Below are 16,478 nucleotides of genomic sequence, written 5' to 3' on the forward strand. Positions count from 1 at the left end.
ACCAAAGCCTCTGTTACTGTGACTTTTTAGTTGAGTTCTATATGCACATAACATCATCCGAAAAAAGAAAAAGCGACTTACTGAAGAAAGCCTTTTTATGGCTCATTGTCTTCGATTACCTTTTATTGGCGTTTTTCTTAACTCAGCTATCAAGTATGACATTAAACAGCGGAACCATGATCAGCTTGTTACTTGTAGTTTATAACGTCTTACTTGTTTCGCTATGTTTTCAACGAACCAACAAGCAGGACTCTTACATTATCTACCCTGTTTTGTCCGCAACGTTATTAGCATTTGTCTGCTTTCTTTACTTCTTTTTTTTAATTTAGCTCCCCGACTCGACCATTGATTTTACTTTTACTGCTTTTTCGAAGTGGTCGAGCTGGTGAGTCTGAATCCACCACGTAGCCGCTTCCATCAACAGCTCTGGGTCGTCATTTTTATTAGCGAAAAACGCATAAAATGAGAGACCAACCAATTCACCTTTACTCGCGATCTTTTTGTCACAGACCTCTATAATTTTGTCTCTCAGCGAAGCTCTCATTTCTAATCCCTTAACCTAGTACATACTCACTAACCATACGGTTGAAAGAAATCAAATCAAACGAGCCTTTAATTTCAAAACGCACTCTTCCCACCTCACTCATGAAGAACTCGATTTCACAATCCAAATCAAAAGTACCAGAGGTCTCGATAGAAAATGCATTGATCTTACTGTAAGGCAAAGAAGTGTAATCCACTTTTGAGCCGGTAATCCCTTGCACATTTGCCGCTATCACTCGCTTGTTCGTAAACACCACTTGGTCACGAACTGTTTTAAAAGCAGCGAAAATAGTCTCACCATCAATCAAGAACTTAAGGAAGTCTTCTCTGGCATTAGAAACGTCAATGGGCTTAAGCTTAAATACAGAGGAATTGTCGAAATCAATCATAATTAGTCCTTTGAGTGGGCGTTAGAACGAATTATCAACGTATCAGATAGCACCACTTTTGCCTACTCGCAACGCACGTTTCTGCTTGATTCGCCCAACAACGAAGCGTCACTCACTTCCACCCTTGCATCCATTGCTCAGAGTCTTTTAGGTCTTGCCAGTTCATCTCTCGGTCGCGTTTACTCATGACTGCCTCGATGACACATCTCACAACGTTACCATCTTCATCTAGTTCCATTTCCGTCACAACAAAATGCTTCTCTTTGTTTTTAGGTGAAATTGCCGTCCATTTACTGTGCAATAGTTTCTTAGGGTGGATTCTGTTCATCGCATTGTACCAATTTAACTACCATGTTGATGCATACGACTGAATACCAAGAGAGAATCAGATTTTGTTTTTGCAAACCTACAAAAGATAAAACCGCAAAAGAGATCACTCCCTTTCGCGGCCCTAACTACAACCCGACTAGGTCTTCTGACCATTCAATCGAGGGTTTAAGTACTGACTTTGGAGCAACTGTAGCCCTTTACCGACCAGAACAATCACTACCGCGCCAATCAGGACAGGCGTGAAGAGAAAACTCCATCCCTGCCCAGACGCCATGATCAAAATTGGATTTGCACCCGCAGGTGGATGAGTGGTCTTCGTAATCAGCATCGCAGAAACACCTAGCCCCGTCGCAATCGCGAGCGTGACCGGCGTGACGTCAACATACTGGCTAAACGCAATACCGATAGATGCCGTGATGAAGTGACCAATGATCACGTTTTTTGGTTGAGCGAGAGGGCTGCTAGGCACCCCAAACACCAGTACTGCGGTAGCACCAAATGGTGCCATCAGGAGTACAACCTCCGTCAGTGATACCTCAGCGTAGGACAATACGCCAATAGCCAACGTAGCGCCAAGCCCGGCAACCAACGATAAAATTAAATTATTCATAAACACCTCAAAGTAGACCGAATTGTCTACAAAATAAAATAGACAAATCTGTCTACCTTTGTCAATATGTGTTTATGGAACTTTTTGAGGACATAGTTATGAACAAAAAGAAACAGTTATTGATCGACACAGCTTTGTCACTGTTTTACAAACAAGGCATAAACTCTATTGGCATCAATGAAGTTCTCAATGTTTCCGGCGTGGCTAAACGCACGCTATATAACCATTTTGAGAGCAAAGAAGCGCTTATCATCGCCGCATTAGAACAACGCCACCAAATATTTATGGAATGGTTGGAGGAAAAGCTTTCTTCAGCACAAACGAGCGCGGAGGTGATCGATCAGTTATTTACAGCACTCAACGGCTGGTTTCATGGCTCTGAAGAAAAGTTGGGCGAGTTTCGCGGTTGCTTTTTCATCAATACGTCCGCGGAATTCAGTGACGACAGTGGCGAGATCGCAACGTATTGCCGCTACCATAAGCAGCAAGTCAGAGAGCTAATTCAACGCTATCTCAAATCAGACAACGCTGCATTACTCGATGCCATTTGCATCATGAAAGAGGGCGCGATCACTACCGCTTACATGACGAAAGAGTACGACAACGTCACGAAAAAATGCGTGACCATTTTGCACAAGCTGTAATGCGGTCAGGTATAGTCATTCGCGAATTAAGTATTCAAACCAAAGGCACCAGTCGGTGCCTTTTGTTTTAGTTAGTCAGTGCACTTACAGCTCGTGCTCAGTACGTGCGATGATGTCGTCTTGAGCATCTGGTGATAGCGCTGTGAAGAAGGCTGAGTAGCCTGCGACTCGCACAACAAGATCACGATATTGCTCCGGGTTCTTCTTCGCAGCTAGCAAGGTCTCACGAGAGACGATATTGTACTGAACATGCCAGCCTTTGTGGTGGTTGAAGAAGGTACGAATCAACATAGAAAGCTTGAGCTTATCCCCTTCAGACTCAACCGCTGCCGGACTTAATTTCTGGTTAAGCAGCACGCCACCCAAGATCTTATTCGCTTGGATCTTACCCACTGAGTTATACACTGCGGTTGGACCTAAACGGTCTGAGCCAGATGACGGGCTTGCACCTTCTGCCAATGGTGTTTTCGCTTTACGACCATCTGGCGTTGCCATGGTTGAAGCACCGAATGGGACGTTTGCCGAGATACTTGATGTACCTGCGTAGTAACCGCCGCCAATTGGACCACGCCCATGACGCGTATTAACGAACTGTTCTAGCTCATCAATGTACACTTGGTAAGCGTCTGCCAGTAGTTGGTCTACTGCGTCATCATCGTTACCGTATTTTGGTGCAAAGTTGATAAGACGTTGGCGAAGCTGTTCGTTCTCCATGCCGTCGAAATCTTCTGCCAATGCTTTTGCCAACTCTGGTTGGGTGATTTGCGCGTCATCGAAAACAAGGTGCTTGATGGCAGCTAGGCTGTTACCCAAGTTTGCGATACCGACTTGCAAACCAGATACCCAATCGTATTTCGCGCCGCCTTCTTTCACGGTTTTACCGCGAGCCAAACAGTCATCCACCAGCGTTGAACAGAAGATGTCTTGTGCCTGCTGTTCAAGCACGCTGTCCACTACCGTATCAATCTCAATCGATTTACGGGTGTAGTAGCGGATTTGCTCTGCCCAAGAAGCTGTCACTTGCTCAAAGTTCTCAAAGTTGCCTTTTGCTAATGACTTATCGTGCGGCAAGAAAGCTTTACCCGTTGTTGCATCCACACCTTCGTTCAATGAAGCGAGCAGGATACGAGCGAAGTTAATGAAGCTCATGCCCGTACAACGGTAACCCCATTTGCCCGGAACCGCCGTCTCGATACAGCCGATAGATGCGTAGTTGTAAGCGTCTTCTTTCTCTACACCAAGCTTGATGAATTCAGGAATAACAACCTCATCGTTGTTAAAAGCTGGCATGCCGAAGCCGCACTTAATCACCTCGATACAGCCCATTAAGAACTCTTGGTTCAAACCTTCGTGGTAACGCACACTCAAGTTAGGTTGCGTCGAACGTAACTGACCACAAGATTCCAGAATCGCCCAAGAAAGGGGATTCACTGCGTCTTCTGGCTCACCCTTTTCATTCAACTTCTGGCCGCCGATACACACGTTTTGGTACAGCGGAGAACCTGCCGATGCTTTCGAGTGCGCACCAGAGCGAATCTTGTTTACTTCAAGCAGCTTCAACCAGCAGCTTTGTAAAAGCTCAAGTGCGAAGCCTTTTTCAAGCGTGCCGTTTTCGATATCACGAACATAGAATTCGTTGAGGAACTGGTCCATACGACCGAAAGAAACCGAGTGACCGTTCGATTCGATTTGTAGCATCAACTGAACGAAGTAGCTTAATTGCAATGCTTGCCAGAAGTTTTCTGGTGCGTAGCTTGCTACATGACGACAGTTTGCCGCAATGCTTTCTAACTCAGCTTTGCGCAGCGGGCGCGTCTCTTCTAACGCCATTTTTGCTGCTAATTCAGCGTAGCTCACCATGTGATCTTGAATGGCAAGCAGTACGATTTCGACTGATTTATAGAACTGCTCTTTCTTCAAGCCTTCAAAGGTCGAAACATCATTGTTAGCACGGTGCTGACGAACATCCTCTAACAAACCGTTCATGCCTAGCTTCAAGATTTTCTCGTTGTCCACCGCTAGGTGCGCGTCACCCGAAGTCATGTTGCCTTCAGCTTTAATGATGGTGCTGGCTAAGATCTCTTGCTGCTCATCAGTAAACAAACCATAACAACGGTCTTGAACGGTTTTACCGCGCCAGTACGGCGTGATGCTGTGGATGCTTTGCTTATCTTCTTCAGTGACCGCAAAGCCTGCACCAGGACGGTCGGCTAGCTCATCAATTTCCGCTTCAATCCAACGCACTGTGTATTCTGGGAAAATAGGCGCAGCGCGCACTTTGCTCGCTTGGTTACCGACGATCAACTCATCGTGTTTAATCCAAATCGTACGAGTGCGTAAGTGCTCTTGCAGTGCCAGCGCACGTTGGACAATCACAGGTTTGTCTTCGTTTGCTTGATAAGCACGAGTGTATGCCTCTGCACGCTCGGTACAGACAGGTGGCGTTACGATATTTACCAGTGCCGATTTGTGCGCTTTGATACGCTCAGGAAGGTAATTTAGGTCCATAGTTAACCTCTTACAATCACGTTAAGTTGGGTGTTTTCGCTTGCGTATTGCATGGCGCTTTCTAGCAGTTCTGGTTTGTTTAATGGCTTGTCAGAACACTCGTAAGGCATATCGAGCAAACGGTATTTATTGATGCCGAGCGTGTGGTACGGCAGCAAGTGAAGTTCTTGGCAGCTTTCTAGTGAAGCCGCAAAATCGATGATGTCTTTCAACTCTTCGATGGTGTCATTGAACCCCGGCACCACGGGAACGCGAATCACAATGCATTTCGCGATAGGTGCCAGTTTTCGGAAATTGTCTTTGATGCGTTTTAGTGAACCTTTCGCCCAGTTAAGAAACTTCTCTTCATCGGTGTGTTTTAAATCCGCCAACCAGCAATCAATATGCGGCGCGGCTTTTTCGACGTTCTTCCACGGCACATGCATGCACGATTCAATGGCGGTAGAGACTTGGTTGTCATGCAGACGCTGTGCGAGTTCTGCTACCAAATCAGCTTGCATGAGTGGCTCACCACCGGAGAAGGTCACGCCACCTTGGCTTTGGTCGTAGAAAGGTTTGTCCTTCATTAAGGTGTCGAACAACATGTCTGATTTCGCCTCTTCACCGCAGACAGTCAGTGCTTGCGTAGGACAGACGTCTCGCAGCGCGATCAGTTGGTCTTCTTTGATGGCTTTGCGATTGATGATGATCTGGTTGTCGATACATTGAATACCATCACCTACCGTTTCACTATCCGCTGTAGATTGAGTTGTGGCTTGATAAGCAGAAACGCACAGCTGGCAATCTTCCATGCAGCTTCGCTGATCAAACAACAGTGAATGCTTTTCGCTGCGACTTTCTGGGTTTTGACACCAAGGGCAAGACAAGCTGCATCCTTTAAGAAAAAGAATGGAACGAATGCCATCACCATCATGGGTAGAGAATCGTTGGATATTGAAATACATCTCTGCTTGCCTCTTGGTTTGTGCTACTGCTGTGTACCTAATTCGTTTCTTTTGCTCGTTGAGTCTTATGAACAGCTTTTGTGTTTTCTAACTGAAAGCTTCATTTGAGCGTTTACAAGTTTCACTTGAGTTTCATTTAATGAAATTATTATGGTTTCAAATGAAATTTCAATTGATCAAAATCAAGATCTCGTTCGATTGTCAGATCTATAGTGATCCCATCATCAAAACGAAGATTTTGTTTAAGGTAGAAACCATGATTGAACTTTATTTAGATACTGCTGATGTGGCAGAAGTAAAACGCTTTAACCAGTGCCTACCGCTAAAAGGCGTGACGACAAACCCAAGCATTTTGGCGAAGTCAAAGCAGGGACTGAATGAAACCCTCGCAGGTATGCAAGAAGCACTTGGCGGTACACCTCGCTTTCACGCTCAAGTCGTGAGTTCAACCGTCGAAGGCATGGTGGCAGAAGCGCGCCAATTGAATGAATTGCCTTACGATATGGTGGTAAAAGTGCCAGCAACAGAAACCGGCTTAGCGGCAATTAAGCTAATGAAAAAAGAGGGAATTCAGGTTCTTGCTACCGCTATCTATTCCGCTCAACAGGGTTTCCTTGCGGCACTGTGCGGTGCAGACTACCTAGCACCTTACGTAAACCGCATTGATGCGATGAACGGCAACGGTGTTGAAGTGGTCGCGGATCTTCAATTGTTGCTCGATCAAAACCAACTACCAGCGAAGATTTTGGCAGCCAGCTTCAAGAACACTCAACAAGCGATGGAGGTGATGAAACTGGGCATCGAAGCCATTACATTACCAACTGATGTGGCGGCACAAATGTTCGCACATCCAGCAGTAAAACCGGCGGTTGAGCAGTTCGATAAAGACTGGAAAGAGACGTTCGGCGATAAACTTTCATTTGAAAGCTAATTAAAAGTAGCAGCTAGACGTCTCAATGAATAATAAAGGGAATCTTAACTCACCCTGTGCGCCGGTGAACTTAAGGTTCCCTTTTGTATTTCATATAAACAGGTGAGGTTTACAGCAGTTCTCTATTGGTCAGTGACCAAAGGTACACGCGCTTGAGTAAACTGATTTTGATCCTTTTACGAATACCTCGTTTGGAATGGCGGAGTCGGTTTGGTAGCGTAATGGCTTTCATCTCGTTTTTCATTTCTTTTCCATCCACCAACACAGTAGACCTCCGATGCAGTAAGCCAGCATATCTTTCCAATCAAATGTGGCGCCCAAAATTACAGCCAGAGGGGATGAAGATTCGATACCAAACCAAACTGCGACCTGTAACAGTTGCCCTAACTCAACAGCAAACGCAATCAACACCACCAGTGAAACCAGCCAGTTAACAGGCATGGAGAACAAACTTGCAAGAAAGTAGTAGAGCCAAACCACAACGAGAACATCACCAAATGTCGGACGAATAAAGCTGTCTCGAACATAGAGCGCAATAACGACCAATGCGATAAAACACACCAAGCTTTTCAGTCCATTTTTTGCAGAAAATCGCAGGTGGATAGCGGATGTCTCTTCCACCATATCACTTGGCTGACCAGTGAGAGTTTCTCGCTTAAACGTCTTCATGATTCGCCTTTGCACTTTCTTCCGCTTTATTATTTCGTGCGTACCAGTCGATGTTGCGTGTAATGACCATAGTGAAACTCAAAATCGCGAAACACAGTAATGCCCCCATGACCAATGCGTAGCTTTCTGCTTGTAGCAAGCCAAACAGTAATCCGTAGAGAGTGAGCAAACACGCTCCGAAGATCGCGCCGTGTTTGGTGTTGCTCAACATACCGCTCACGTAAACACTTAAAAGCCCCGTCGATGCGACTGCTGACACCACATATGCCCAGTTAAAGCCGAGGTGTTCACTCATCGAAATCAGCAATAGATAGAAAAGCGCTAAAGCCAGACCAATAAAGCCGTATTGTACTGGGTGAACCGGACGCGCTTGGAACAGCTCCAGTAAGAAGAAACTCGCAAATACTAATGTGATAACCAACAGTGAATAGTTCACAGCTCGGTGAGATTTCAAATAGTGGTCCACGGGATCAATCAAATCTACGCCCATTTGTCGCTGTTCAAGCTCGTGACAAGCGTGATTCGATGACAAACAGCTTTGGAACAGCTGCGCAATATTGGTAGAGAAGTTGTTGCTCGCCCACTGTGCGTTAAATCCATCTTCAGATACTTCTGATGACACCGGTAAGTAATCACCGATAAAGCTTGGATGCGCCCAAGTTGAAGAGAGTTCAACCGTTGTTTGACTGCCAATTGGTGTGACTTGAAGCTGTCCCATCCCTTGTAGCAAGAAGTTAAGATCGAAAGCCAAAGGTTGTGCTGGGTTTAGGTCTGCAAGTGTCAGATCACTGTGGAAGCCTTGTGGTAACTGATTTAACCCCGTTCCCGGTGCGACTTCGATGTTAGCACTCTCCATGGTCATGTCATCCAAACGAATTAATCCGCGGCTATCTTCAATGCCAACCACTAGGCTCATGTTGTCAATATCAAGCCCCTGCAACGCCGCGAGATCGTCTGCATCGAAAGTGCCTTTCAGTGCCACTTGTGCTTTGTATAAACGCGCACGGTATATGCCTCGGTACTTTTCAAAACTGTCCAGATTCGCGCTCATATCAAAAGTGCTAGGTAAAAGAAATTTACGACGCTCTTTAATCTGTACTTTGTCATCTCGGTAACTGGTTTCGGTGTAGTTAACCATGATGAATGGACCAATGATGCGCTGCTCGCCGCTGCTGCTGCGTGCGATGTCGTTTCTGACTTCATCTTGGCGATATGAGCGCTCTGAGATCAGCCCTGTGACCATTGAAAGCGGGATTTGCAATAAGACAAACAAAAACAGCACGAAGGCGAACTTCGTGCCGAGTTGGTTATTGAGGATCTTTTTCATGTTTCATTCTCCATTTGCTGATGGGAGTAATCTAAATCAGCAATTTGGAGAACGAATGGAGCTAATGTGGAGTTTCTATGGAGTTGGTAAAATCAGGGTCACTTTCACGCCAGAATCGACGTTTTCGACTTGCAACTGACCTTTGTGCAGCTTGATCACTTGCTCAACAAAATTAAGCCCAAGCCCAGTGCTCTTAACGCCATTTTCCCGAGCGAGGGAGTAGAAGCGCTCGGTCAAACGCGACATCGCGTAGTCGGGAATGTGAGGACCTGAATTGAAAATCGACAAGCACACCTTCTCTTTTGTGACCTCCGCTTTCCATTCAATGCATCCCTCTGAATCAACAAAATCCAGCGCATTGTCCATCAAGTTAAAAACGGCTTGTTTCAGTAAGAAGGCATCACCAAGCACGGCAAGATGATCATCAATTTGGATGTTGGCAGTGACCGACTTTGCACTCAAACGCGCATCCGCCGATTCAACCACCTCATTGACCATTTGTTTTAGCGAGATAGCTTCGACTTGTTCTAGCTCAGGGCGCTTTTCAAGACGAGCAAGTTCGAGCAACTTATCAATCAATGACTGCATGCGGTCGCTTTCTCGCTCAATGTTGCCAGCAAAGCGCGTGACCTTTTCTTCAGGCAACGGCATTTGCAATATTTCACTCGCGCCTTTAATCGCTGATAACGGGCTTTTCAGCTCATGAGTCAGCGTCTGTACGTACTCTTCCACATATTGTTTACCATCGAGCTGATTGCGCATTTTCTCCAATGCGTCGCTTAGCGTGCCGTACTCATAAAAGATACGAAATGTCGGCTTAGAGACCTTTTCACCCTCACCCATTTTGGTCGCGTAGTCTTCTAGCTTGTTCAGTGCCGAGTGAATTCGCCAAGCAAACAATGCCCCTGCCAATAGCACTAAACCACTCATCCATACCATCCAAAACAGCACATTGCGTTTAGAAAGATCGATGAAGGGTTGTACTGAGCGATTGGATTTGGCTACCGTCACGCTGCCAATGATTTCACCTTTGTGGTAAATGGGCGCAGCCACGTGCATAACGGTTGAGAGCGGATCTTTCGGGTCTTCGATGGTACTGCGCGCGCCGTATTGACCACGCAACGTGAGATAAACATCGTTCCATTGCGAGTAGTCTTTGCCTACGTCTTGCTGCCAAGAATCCGCAATCACAATGCCTTGTTTATCGGTGATGTAAATTCGATGGTTAATCGCTTTTTTACCGATTTCCCAAATGCGCGCTTGAGGCTCTCGCTGTCCATAAGCCGTTAATAGTTTGGAGAAGCGACTCTCAGACAACTTGTCATTCGCGACGTCTTCTTCCGCCAATACCGCGAGTAAGTTCGCCATATCCACTAGCGTCTCTTCGGTGGTTTGGCGCACGGTTGGCTTAAGTTCTTGGACAACCGTTTTGCTCACCATGTAAGCCGTCATCCCGACTAAGATGAAGTAGAGAAAAAACAGTCTGAGTCCAAGCGGGATCTTCGGCCAGCGATTCATCATTCACCTTTTATGCAGTAAAAGTAACCAAAGCCACGCTTGGTACAGATGCGTTCAGACATCTCAAACGGCTTCAACTTATGGCGAATGGCTTTGATGTGGGTATCGATATTGCGCTCGTACGCAGCTTCCGGCGCCATGTCAGCAGCGATCATAAGTTGCTCTCGACTCAATACATTGGAAGAGACGGAAATCAGCCTATCGAGGATCTTAAATTCCACCGCAGTTAACCCAAGCATTTGTCCACCGACACCGTAGTCGAAGTTCTGCGCAACTAAATCTTGACTAAATTGAGGTTGTTCTGGAACAGCTACAGGCTCTGGTTTGTGCTCCATCATTGGCGCTTTAGCTTTGATTCGAAGTTTAATGCGAGCCAACATTTCGCGCGGGCTAAATGGCTTAGTCACGTAATCATCCGCGCCAATTTCCAAACCGACTACGCGGTCAATTTCATCGCTTCTTGCGGTGAGAAAGATTATGGGAATATCAGAAAACTCACGGATGGTTTTGCATAATTCAAAACCATTGCCATCCGGTAAGCCTACGTCTAAGACAAGTAACGCTGCGGAGTTGTGCTGCAAAAAAGCTAAGCCCTCTCCTGCTGTTGCAAACCACTCTGCGTGGTAGCCATCCATCTCTAATACATGAATCAGGTTCTCTGCGATAGCAGATTCATCCTCGATAATAAGGACGGTGGGTTGTTCGCTCAATGTCTTAGCCTCATTGACGGTGTTTATCTTTATGTTGGTATTATCACTTAATTTGGGGCCAAGGCTAGTGGATTGATGCAGCAAAGGCGCAGTTCGTGGATAATACTAATCAAACACACTTCTATTCAGCATAATAAATTTATCACTTAGATTAATGAGTCACCACAATTGTGAATACAATGATTTCAACCATTGATATGAACAGTGTTCATTTTAAACTCAAGTTATCAATTCGATTTTATTTAAAGGACAGTCACTGATGAAAAGAGCGCTAATCCCCCTGGCTTTACTGACTTTGCTCTCAGGTTGCGCCAGCATGTCTCCGGATGAGTGCAAAACGGCAAACTGGTACAACGTAGGTTATCAAGATGGCCGAGATGGCAACGATCCAAACATTATCAATAGCTATACCGAAGACTGTGGTGAAGCGGGTGTGACACCCGACCGAGCGAAATGGAAAGAAGGCTTTGATAAAGGCACTATCCAATATTGCTCACCAGACAATGGGTACACTGTCGGTATCGAAGGCAAAGAATATTACGGTGTATGCAGCAGCAAAGAGTTTATTGAGAACTACCAGTTAGGTCATCAAGAATATCAACGCCAGCAACGCATCCAACAAATCGATACTGAAATCTCGGTCATCGATAATCAGCTTGATGGCAATCCAGACAAAGATAATGCCAAGAGACTGAAAGAGAAGAGAAAGCGATTGGCTGACGAGCGTTCAAGCCTCTTGTCGCCAACCATCAACTTGAATCTGAATTTCTAAATCGATTGGATTTAGCTTCTAAAAATTCATGGCCCTAGCTCAGTTCTAGGGTCATGAATTGACTGTTCGGATCGAGTTCGTAATCCCCGAACGGCTCGCAGTACACAAAGCCATGCTTTTCATACAACAGGCGCGCTGGTTTAAAAAACTCCATCGAGCCCGTTTCTAAACTCAAGCGCTGCAAACCTTTTTGCTTCGCTTGCTCAATCACATGAATCAATAATTGAGATGCCACACCTTGGTTTCTTGCCGTAGGCGTGGTGCGCATGGATTTCAGCTCCGCGTGTTGGTCATCCAACTCTTTAATCGCCGCACACCCAAGCAGTTGCTCACCTTTCCATCCGGTCCAAAATGTCACTTCTGGCGCTTTGAGCTTATCTAAATCTAACGCATGCACGCTTTCTGGTGGTGACGTGGCGTACATGTCCTGTAAATGTCCTTCCAACAGCGCTATCACTTGCGGCCGTTCTAAATTGTCGATTTCAATCCTCATCTTTCCATCCTTGGTTTTTCCTAGCTAAAGCGGCTGTCTCATAATGTGTTGCGGTCCAACGGGGCCTCCGTGGTAAAGCTCATTGGTATCTTCAAACCCTGATTTTAAATAGCACTGATAAGCGGGTATGTTGCGGCAATTCACGGTGAGATAAAGCGCATCAAACTCGGGATAATGGCGTTTGGCGAAATCGGCAAACTGTTGAATGGCTTGCTTGGCGATGCCTTTGCCTTGATGACGGTGATCCACCAGCAAAGCACGTACGCCTAAACTGTTTTTCGGGCAAAAATCGTATTTCTCGCTGTAAGCAGCATCAAATAGAAAAAAGCCAACCACGTCATCGTCTGCCAAAATCAGATGCGGAAGCTCTGTGGGTTCAAGACGTGTAAGCATTTCACCCACATCCGCGACCGTAAACTGCGATTGCTCTTCTAGAACGCTAAGTTCGCAAGTGTGTTCATGTCGCTCAGGCGAATACTTTTCAATAGTAATCATAATCTTCCTTGTTGTTTTTATGCTCAATTCATACAGGGTATGTCGTAAATAGAAATACCTAGTGTCGTATTTCCCACTCGCAGGCAAACGTTTAGCACTCTATTATCCTCGCCATTCGATAGAGAGGTTTCCATGTCCCGTTTTTTACTTTGTAGTTTTGCACTCGTTTTACTCTACCCTACTGCCATTGATTTGTATCTTGTTGGTTTGCCTCAAATTGCGTCAGATCTCAACGCCAGTGAATCTCAGTTGCATATTGCGTTTTCGATCTATTTAGCTGGCATGGCTACCACCATGTTATTCGCGGGGAAAATTGCAGACTCTGTGGGACGAAAGCCTGTTGCCGTCGTCGGCGCGATGATCTTCGTGCTCGCGTCTTTTCTCGGCGGGATGGCTGAGCAACCAAACACTTTCTTGATTGCTCGCTTTTGCCAAGGCATCGGGGCTGGATCTTGCTATGTCGTCGCATTCGCGATTTTACGCGACACGTTAAACGATGAACGCCGCGCGAAAGTATTGTCGATGCTCAATGGCATCACCTGTATCATTCCAGTGATCGCACCCGTGATTGGTCACTTGATTATGCTGAAATTTCCTTGGCCGAGTTTGTTTACCACGATGGCAGGAATGGGCATTCTCGTCAGTGTATTGGCCATTTTTGTTCTCAAGGAATCACTACCCAGCCAACAAGGTGAAGAACAGACAACGCCAGAGAGCCATCAAGAGACTTTCTTCGAGCGATTTTTTATCAGTAGGCTGATCATTACTGCACTTGGAGTGACCACTATCCTGACCTTTGTTAACGCTTCACCAATTGTTGTGATGAGTATGCTTGGTTTTGATCGCGGTGGCTATTCTTCCATCATGGCGGGGACTGCGACGATCAGTATGTTGATTTCGTTCTCGGCGCCATTGGCATTGGGGATTTTCAAGCAGCGAACCTTAATGATGAGCTCTCAAGTATTGCTCGTTTGTTCAGCCATCGTGCTCAGTGCAGCCCATTTCCATGATGGACAACCTTTTTACTATGTGTTCGGACTTGGGCTGATTTGCGCAGGCTTCGCTTGTGGCTTTGGCGTGGCCATGAGCCAAGCGCTCAGCCCATTCTCTCAACAAGCTGGCGTGGCAAGCTCGTTACTGGGCATTGCTCAAGTTTGTAGTTCCGCGTTCTATATTTGGTTTATGGGTTTCATCGGCGTTACTGCACTGAATATGTTGGTGTTTATCTTAGTGCTAGGTAGCGTAATCAGCCTTGCTCTAATACTATTGATTCCAAAGCCTGTTCACGATACCCATTATGAAGAAATCCCTAGCGCGACTTGATTTAAACTTAATGTTCACTCTGCAATTATTGTTGCAAGAGCAAAGCGTCTCGAAAACCTCGAAAAAGCTGAACGTTACGCCCTCTACCGTAAGTAAGTCGCTCAACAAACTTCGTCATTGGTTCGATGATCCTTTGTTTGTCAAAACACCTAAAGGTCTTGCGCCAACGCCCTTGGCGCAAAGCATGGAGCAAGATCTTGCAGAATGGCTGCAAATTGGCTGCCAGATTGCAGAAAAACGCAGCGATATTACGCCTAAAGGAGTGCGTTTTGATATCACGATTGAGTCGCCATTAGTGCTCACAATGCTGGACAGACTCATCGTCGCTATCCACCAGCGATACCCTGAAGCGAAAGTAAAAACCAGTAACTGGGATTACGACTCACTCGACGCCATCATTCGAGGCGAGGCGGATATCGGTTTTACCGGCCGAGAGAGTCACCCGAGATCGAAAGAGTCGTTGGATCTTCTGCCGTATTTCTTGGATTTTGAGATTCTATTTTATGACCTGCCGATGGTGTATTTACATAAAGATCATCCGGCATTACAGCAAGAGTGGAATCTCGAGACCTTTCTGAGCTACCAACACATCAATATTGTTTGGGAAAAAAGTGAAACTTGGGCGTTGGATGAAGTATTAACGGAACTAGGGCTACAGCGCTCTATCGGGCTGACGATGTCCAACTTTGAGCAATCCCTTTTTATGGCAGCGCAGCCGACGCATGACATGATCACCACCGCGCCGCACTATTGCAAAAGTTACACAGAAAAGCTGCATCTCGATTTGGTGTGCTTGCCAATTCCATTAGACCAAGCTCAACAAGACAAGTTACTGATTCCATTTACCATGATTTGGCATAAACGCAATGCGTACAATCCCAAATTGCTATGGTTGAAAAACACCATTAAGTCATTGTACAAACAACCTTCCCAACCACAGTAAGACTCAGGCTAAGGTCAGGTTTTCTCTGGTTATTTTTAATGACTTTCTTGCTCTGATAGCTATAACTAATCACTTTATCAACTAATAAAAATGTTCTTTTGGATCTACACTAGCTGTTCATTTACACGCTAAGGATCAAGGATGTCGACCTTTTTACTCACTGCCATTGCGATGCTGGCGTTCGCTGCCAATTCATTATTGTGTCGACTTGCCTTAGCAGAAGGGTTAATTGATGCAGGAAGCTTCACGCTCGTTCGATTGATATCCGGCGATGTTATCTTAATCACAATGCTTGTCGTGAGAGGTCAGTGGAAAACCGATCGGCCAACTTCTCGCTTTCGCTTTTTTGCTGGCGTGGCGTTATTTGGTTACGCTGCCCTTTTCTCTTTCGCGTACTTACAACTGGCGACAGGAACCGGTGCTTTGCTTTTGTTTGGTGCCGTGCAACTTACATTACTGGCGATCTATTGGTGGCAAGGTGAGCGCTTTCAGTTTCTCGAAATCATCGGTATCGGCCTTTCAATTGTTGGGTTTGTTTGGTTGATGTTGCCATCTGCCACGCGCCCCGATATTAGCTCTGCACTTCTCATGTTGATTTCTGGCGTTTGTTGGGCTGCGTTTACTGCGCTCGGTAAACAAGCGCCTTCTCCAAGTAGTGGCATCACGTGGGGATTCATCGCTGCATCAATAATTGGCGTGCTCCTTTCGCCATTAATCTTGTCCTCAATCCACCTTTCTTTGAGCGGAGTGTTGCTCGCTATCGCATCTGGTGCCATTGCCTCTGGCCTTGGTTATACGCTTTGGTATCAAGTAATGCGTAAGCTCTCTTTGCTTCAAGCCGCCGTCAGCCAACTTTCCGTGCCAGCCATTGCTTTGCTACTCGGCACCGTCGTACTCCACGAGCCTCTTTCACTGCATATTCTTTTAACCAGCGGCATCATTCTTGGTGGCATCGCTTTGGTTTTTTTATCTCGATCCAAAAAAACAAACGAACAATCGGCAAGCCGATAAAAAGTAATAACTTTCCCTCTCAAGTACCCATTCATCATCTATGCTTTTTAAAGCAGTAAAGCTCATTGCAGATGGTACAAGTGGTCTGCTTTGGTACCAGGCGAAGAATATAAGGTGAGAATTGGCTCACACAATGCAGCGATTTTGTTTCAAAAGTGAGAATCATCACAGATCGCGAATTTGCTCGTTTTAGGCGTTTCACCAATAACGCCAAGGGCTAGCACGAGATCAAGCCAAATACGCACTTTTTGTTTTGACAAAGGGTTTACAAAGCACACTTTTTCACCCGCTATATTCCGCCCCCCGAATTTATTCAGA

The 16,478-nt window shown here is 45.8% G+C and carries 19 protein-coding genes; 7 read left to right on the forward strand and 12 right to left on the reverse strand.

Annotated elements, in window-relative coordinates; all coding sequences use genetic code 11:
- Window positions 1–41 precede the first annotated feature (41 nt).
- The gene (locus N646_RS24995) at window positions 42–329 is read left to right on the forward strand and encodes a hypothetical protein (RefSeq protein WP_005375002.1); all 288 of its coding nucleotides are present in this window, start codon (window positions 42–44) and stop codon (window positions 327–329) included.
- On the opposite strand, the gene N646_RS16280 is transcribed toward N646_RS24995, so the two are convergent.
- The 4 genes from N646_RS16280 to N646_RS16295 form a co-directional block, all read right to left on the reverse strand.
- Window positions 326–544, reverse strand: a complete 219-nt coding sequence (locus N646_RS16280) for a DUF6500 family protein (RefSeq protein ID WP_005375001.1) — start codon at window positions 542–544, stop codon at window positions 326–328. The genes N646_RS24995 and N646_RS16280 overlap by 4 nt on opposite strands.
- Before the next feature lie 10 nt (window positions 545–554).
- The gene (locus N646_RS16285; RefSeq protein WP_005386881.1) at window positions 555–932 is read right to left on the reverse strand and encodes a PH domain-containing protein; all 378 of its coding nucleotides are present in this window, start codon (window positions 930–932) and stop codon (window positions 555–557) included.
- A gap of 112 nt (window positions 933–1,044) precedes the next feature.
- Complete coding sequence (locus N646_RS16290; protein WP_005374999.1) at window positions 1,045–1,260, reverse strand: TIGR02450 family Trp-rich protein; 216 nt, start codon at window positions 1,258–1,260, stop codon at window positions 1,045–1,047.
- Between the two features lie 138 nt (window positions 1,261–1,398).
- A complete protein-coding gene (locus N646_RS16295; protein ID WP_005374998.1) occupies window positions 1,399–1,872 on the reverse strand; it encodes an HPP family protein in 474 nt (157 codons plus the stop codon).
- A gap of 98 nt (window positions 1,873–1,970) precedes the next feature.
- Here N646_RS16295 and N646_RS16300 point away from each other — a divergent pair, with 98 nt between their 5' ends.
- Window positions 1,971–2,516 (forward strand): TetR/AcrR family transcriptional regulator, encoded by a 546-nt coding sequence (locus N646_RS16300; RefSeq protein ID WP_005374997.1) that lies wholly within the window; start codon window positions 1,971–1,973, stop codon window positions 2,514–2,516.
- A gap of 84 nt (window positions 2,517–2,600) precedes the next feature.
- Here the strand turns inward: N646_RS16300 and N646_RS16305 are convergent, their stop codons facing one another.
- Window positions 2,601–5,024 (reverse strand): formate C-acetyltransferase/glycerol dehydratase family glycyl radical enzyme, encoded by a 2,424-nt coding sequence (locus tag N646_RS16305; protein ID WP_017820537.1) that lies wholly within the window; start codon window positions 5,022–5,024, stop codon window positions 2,601–2,603.
- Window positions 5,025–5,026: 2 nt separating this feature from the next.
- Window positions 5,027–5,968: a glycyl-radical enzyme activating protein gene (locus tag N646_RS16310; protein ID WP_017820538.1), complete on the reverse strand. Its 942-nt coding sequence runs from the start codon at window positions 5,966–5,968 to the stop codon at window positions 5,027–5,029.
- 256 nt (window positions 5,969–6,224) lie between these two features.
- On the opposite strand from N646_RS16310, the gene N646_RS16315 reads away from it, so the two are divergent.
- Window positions 6,225–6,899 carry a fructose-6-phosphate aldolase gene (locus N646_RS16315; protein ID WP_021707589.1) on the forward strand — a complete coding sequence of 225 codons (675 nt, stop codon included), beginning with the start codon at window positions 6,225–6,227 and terminating at the stop codon, window positions 6,897–6,899.
- A gap of 240 nt (window positions 6,900–7,139) precedes the next feature.
- On the opposite strand, the gene N646_RS16320 is transcribed toward N646_RS16315, so the two are convergent.
- The 4 genes from N646_RS16320 to N646_RS16335 form a co-directional block, all read right to left on the reverse strand.
- Window positions 7,140–7,568 carry a ribosomal maturation YjgA family protein gene (locus N646_RS16320; protein ID WP_017820541.1) on the reverse strand — a complete coding sequence of 143 codons (429 nt, stop codon included), beginning with the start codon at window positions 7,566–7,568 and terminating at the stop codon, window positions 7,140–7,142.
- The gene (creD, locus tag N646_RS16325; protein ID WP_017820542.1) at window positions 7,555–8,895 is read right to left on the reverse strand and encodes a cell envelope integrity protein CreD; all 1,341 of its coding nucleotides are present in this window, start codon (window positions 8,893–8,895) and stop codon (window positions 7,555–7,557) included. The genes N646_RS16320 and creD overlap by 14 nt, the downstream gene beginning before the upstream one ends.
- 75 nt (window positions 8,896–8,970) lie before the next feature.
- Window positions 8,971–10,413, reverse strand: coding sequence for a two-component system sensor histidine kinase CreC (gene creC / locus N646_RS16330; RefSeq protein WP_017820543.1), 1,443 nt, complete (start codon window positions 10,411–10,413; stop codon window positions 8,971–8,973).
- Window positions 10,413–11,123: a response regulator gene (locus tag N646_RS16335; protein WP_017820544.1), complete on the reverse strand. Its 711-nt coding sequence runs from the start codon at window positions 11,121–11,123 to the stop codon at window positions 10,413–10,415. Before N646_RS16335 ends, creC begins: the two co-directional genes overlap by 1 nt.
- Before the next feature lie 259 nt (window positions 11,124–11,382).
- On the opposite strand from N646_RS16335, the gene N646_RS16340 reads away from it, so the two are divergent.
- Complete coding sequence (locus tag N646_RS16340) at window positions 11,383–11,895, forward strand: DUF2799 domain-containing protein (protein ID WP_005374970.1); 513 nt, start codon at window positions 11,383–11,385, stop codon at window positions 11,893–11,895.
- Between the two features lie 34 nt (window positions 11,896–11,929).
- Here N646_RS16340 and N646_RS16345 read toward each other — a convergent pair whose 3' ends face one another.
- Both N646_RS16345 and N646_RS16350 read right to left on the reverse strand, forming a co-directional pair.
- Window positions 11,930–12,388 (reverse strand): GNAT family N-acetyltransferase, encoded by a 459-nt coding sequence (locus tag N646_RS16345; protein WP_005386911.1) that lies wholly within the window; start codon window positions 12,386–12,388, stop codon window positions 11,930–11,932.
- A gap of 24 nt (window positions 12,389–12,412) precedes the next feature.
- Complete coding sequence (locus tag N646_RS16350) at window positions 12,413–12,883, reverse strand: GNAT family N-acetyltransferase (RefSeq protein ID WP_017820545.1); 471 nt, start codon at window positions 12,881–12,883, stop codon at window positions 12,413–12,415.
- A gap of 132 nt (window positions 12,884–13,015) precedes the next feature.
- Here N646_RS16350 and N646_RS16355 point away from each other — a divergent pair, with 132 nt between their 5' ends.
- The 3 genes from N646_RS16355 to N646_RS16365 all read left to right on the forward strand — a co-directional run bounded on the left by N646_RS16355 (window position 13,016) and on the right by N646_RS16365 (window position 16,160).
- Entirely contained in the window at window positions 13,016–14,206 is a 1,191-nt protein-coding gene (locus N646_RS16355; RefSeq protein WP_017820546.1) for an MFS transporter, read from the forward strand.
- Window positions 14,181–15,149, forward strand: a complete 969-nt coding sequence (gene yidZ / locus N646_RS16360; protein ID WP_031777168.1) for an HTH-type transcriptional regulator YidZ — start codon at window positions 14,181–14,183, stop codon at window positions 15,147–15,149. The genes N646_RS16355 and yidZ overlap by 26 nt, the downstream gene beginning before the upstream one ends.
- Before the next feature lie 141 nt (window positions 15,150–15,290).
- Complete coding sequence (locus tag N646_RS16365; RefSeq protein WP_017820548.1) at window positions 15,291–16,160, forward strand: DMT family transporter; 870 nt, start codon at window positions 15,291–15,293, stop codon at window positions 16,158–16,160.
- The last annotated feature ends 318 nt before the right edge of the window (window positions 16,161–16,478 follow it).

It is taken from the genome of Vibrio alginolyticus NBRC 15630 = ATCC 17749, assembly GCF_000354175.2.
GTDB lineage: Bacteria > Pseudomonadota > Gammaproteobacteria > Enterobacterales > Vibrionaceae > Vibrio > Vibrio alginolyticus.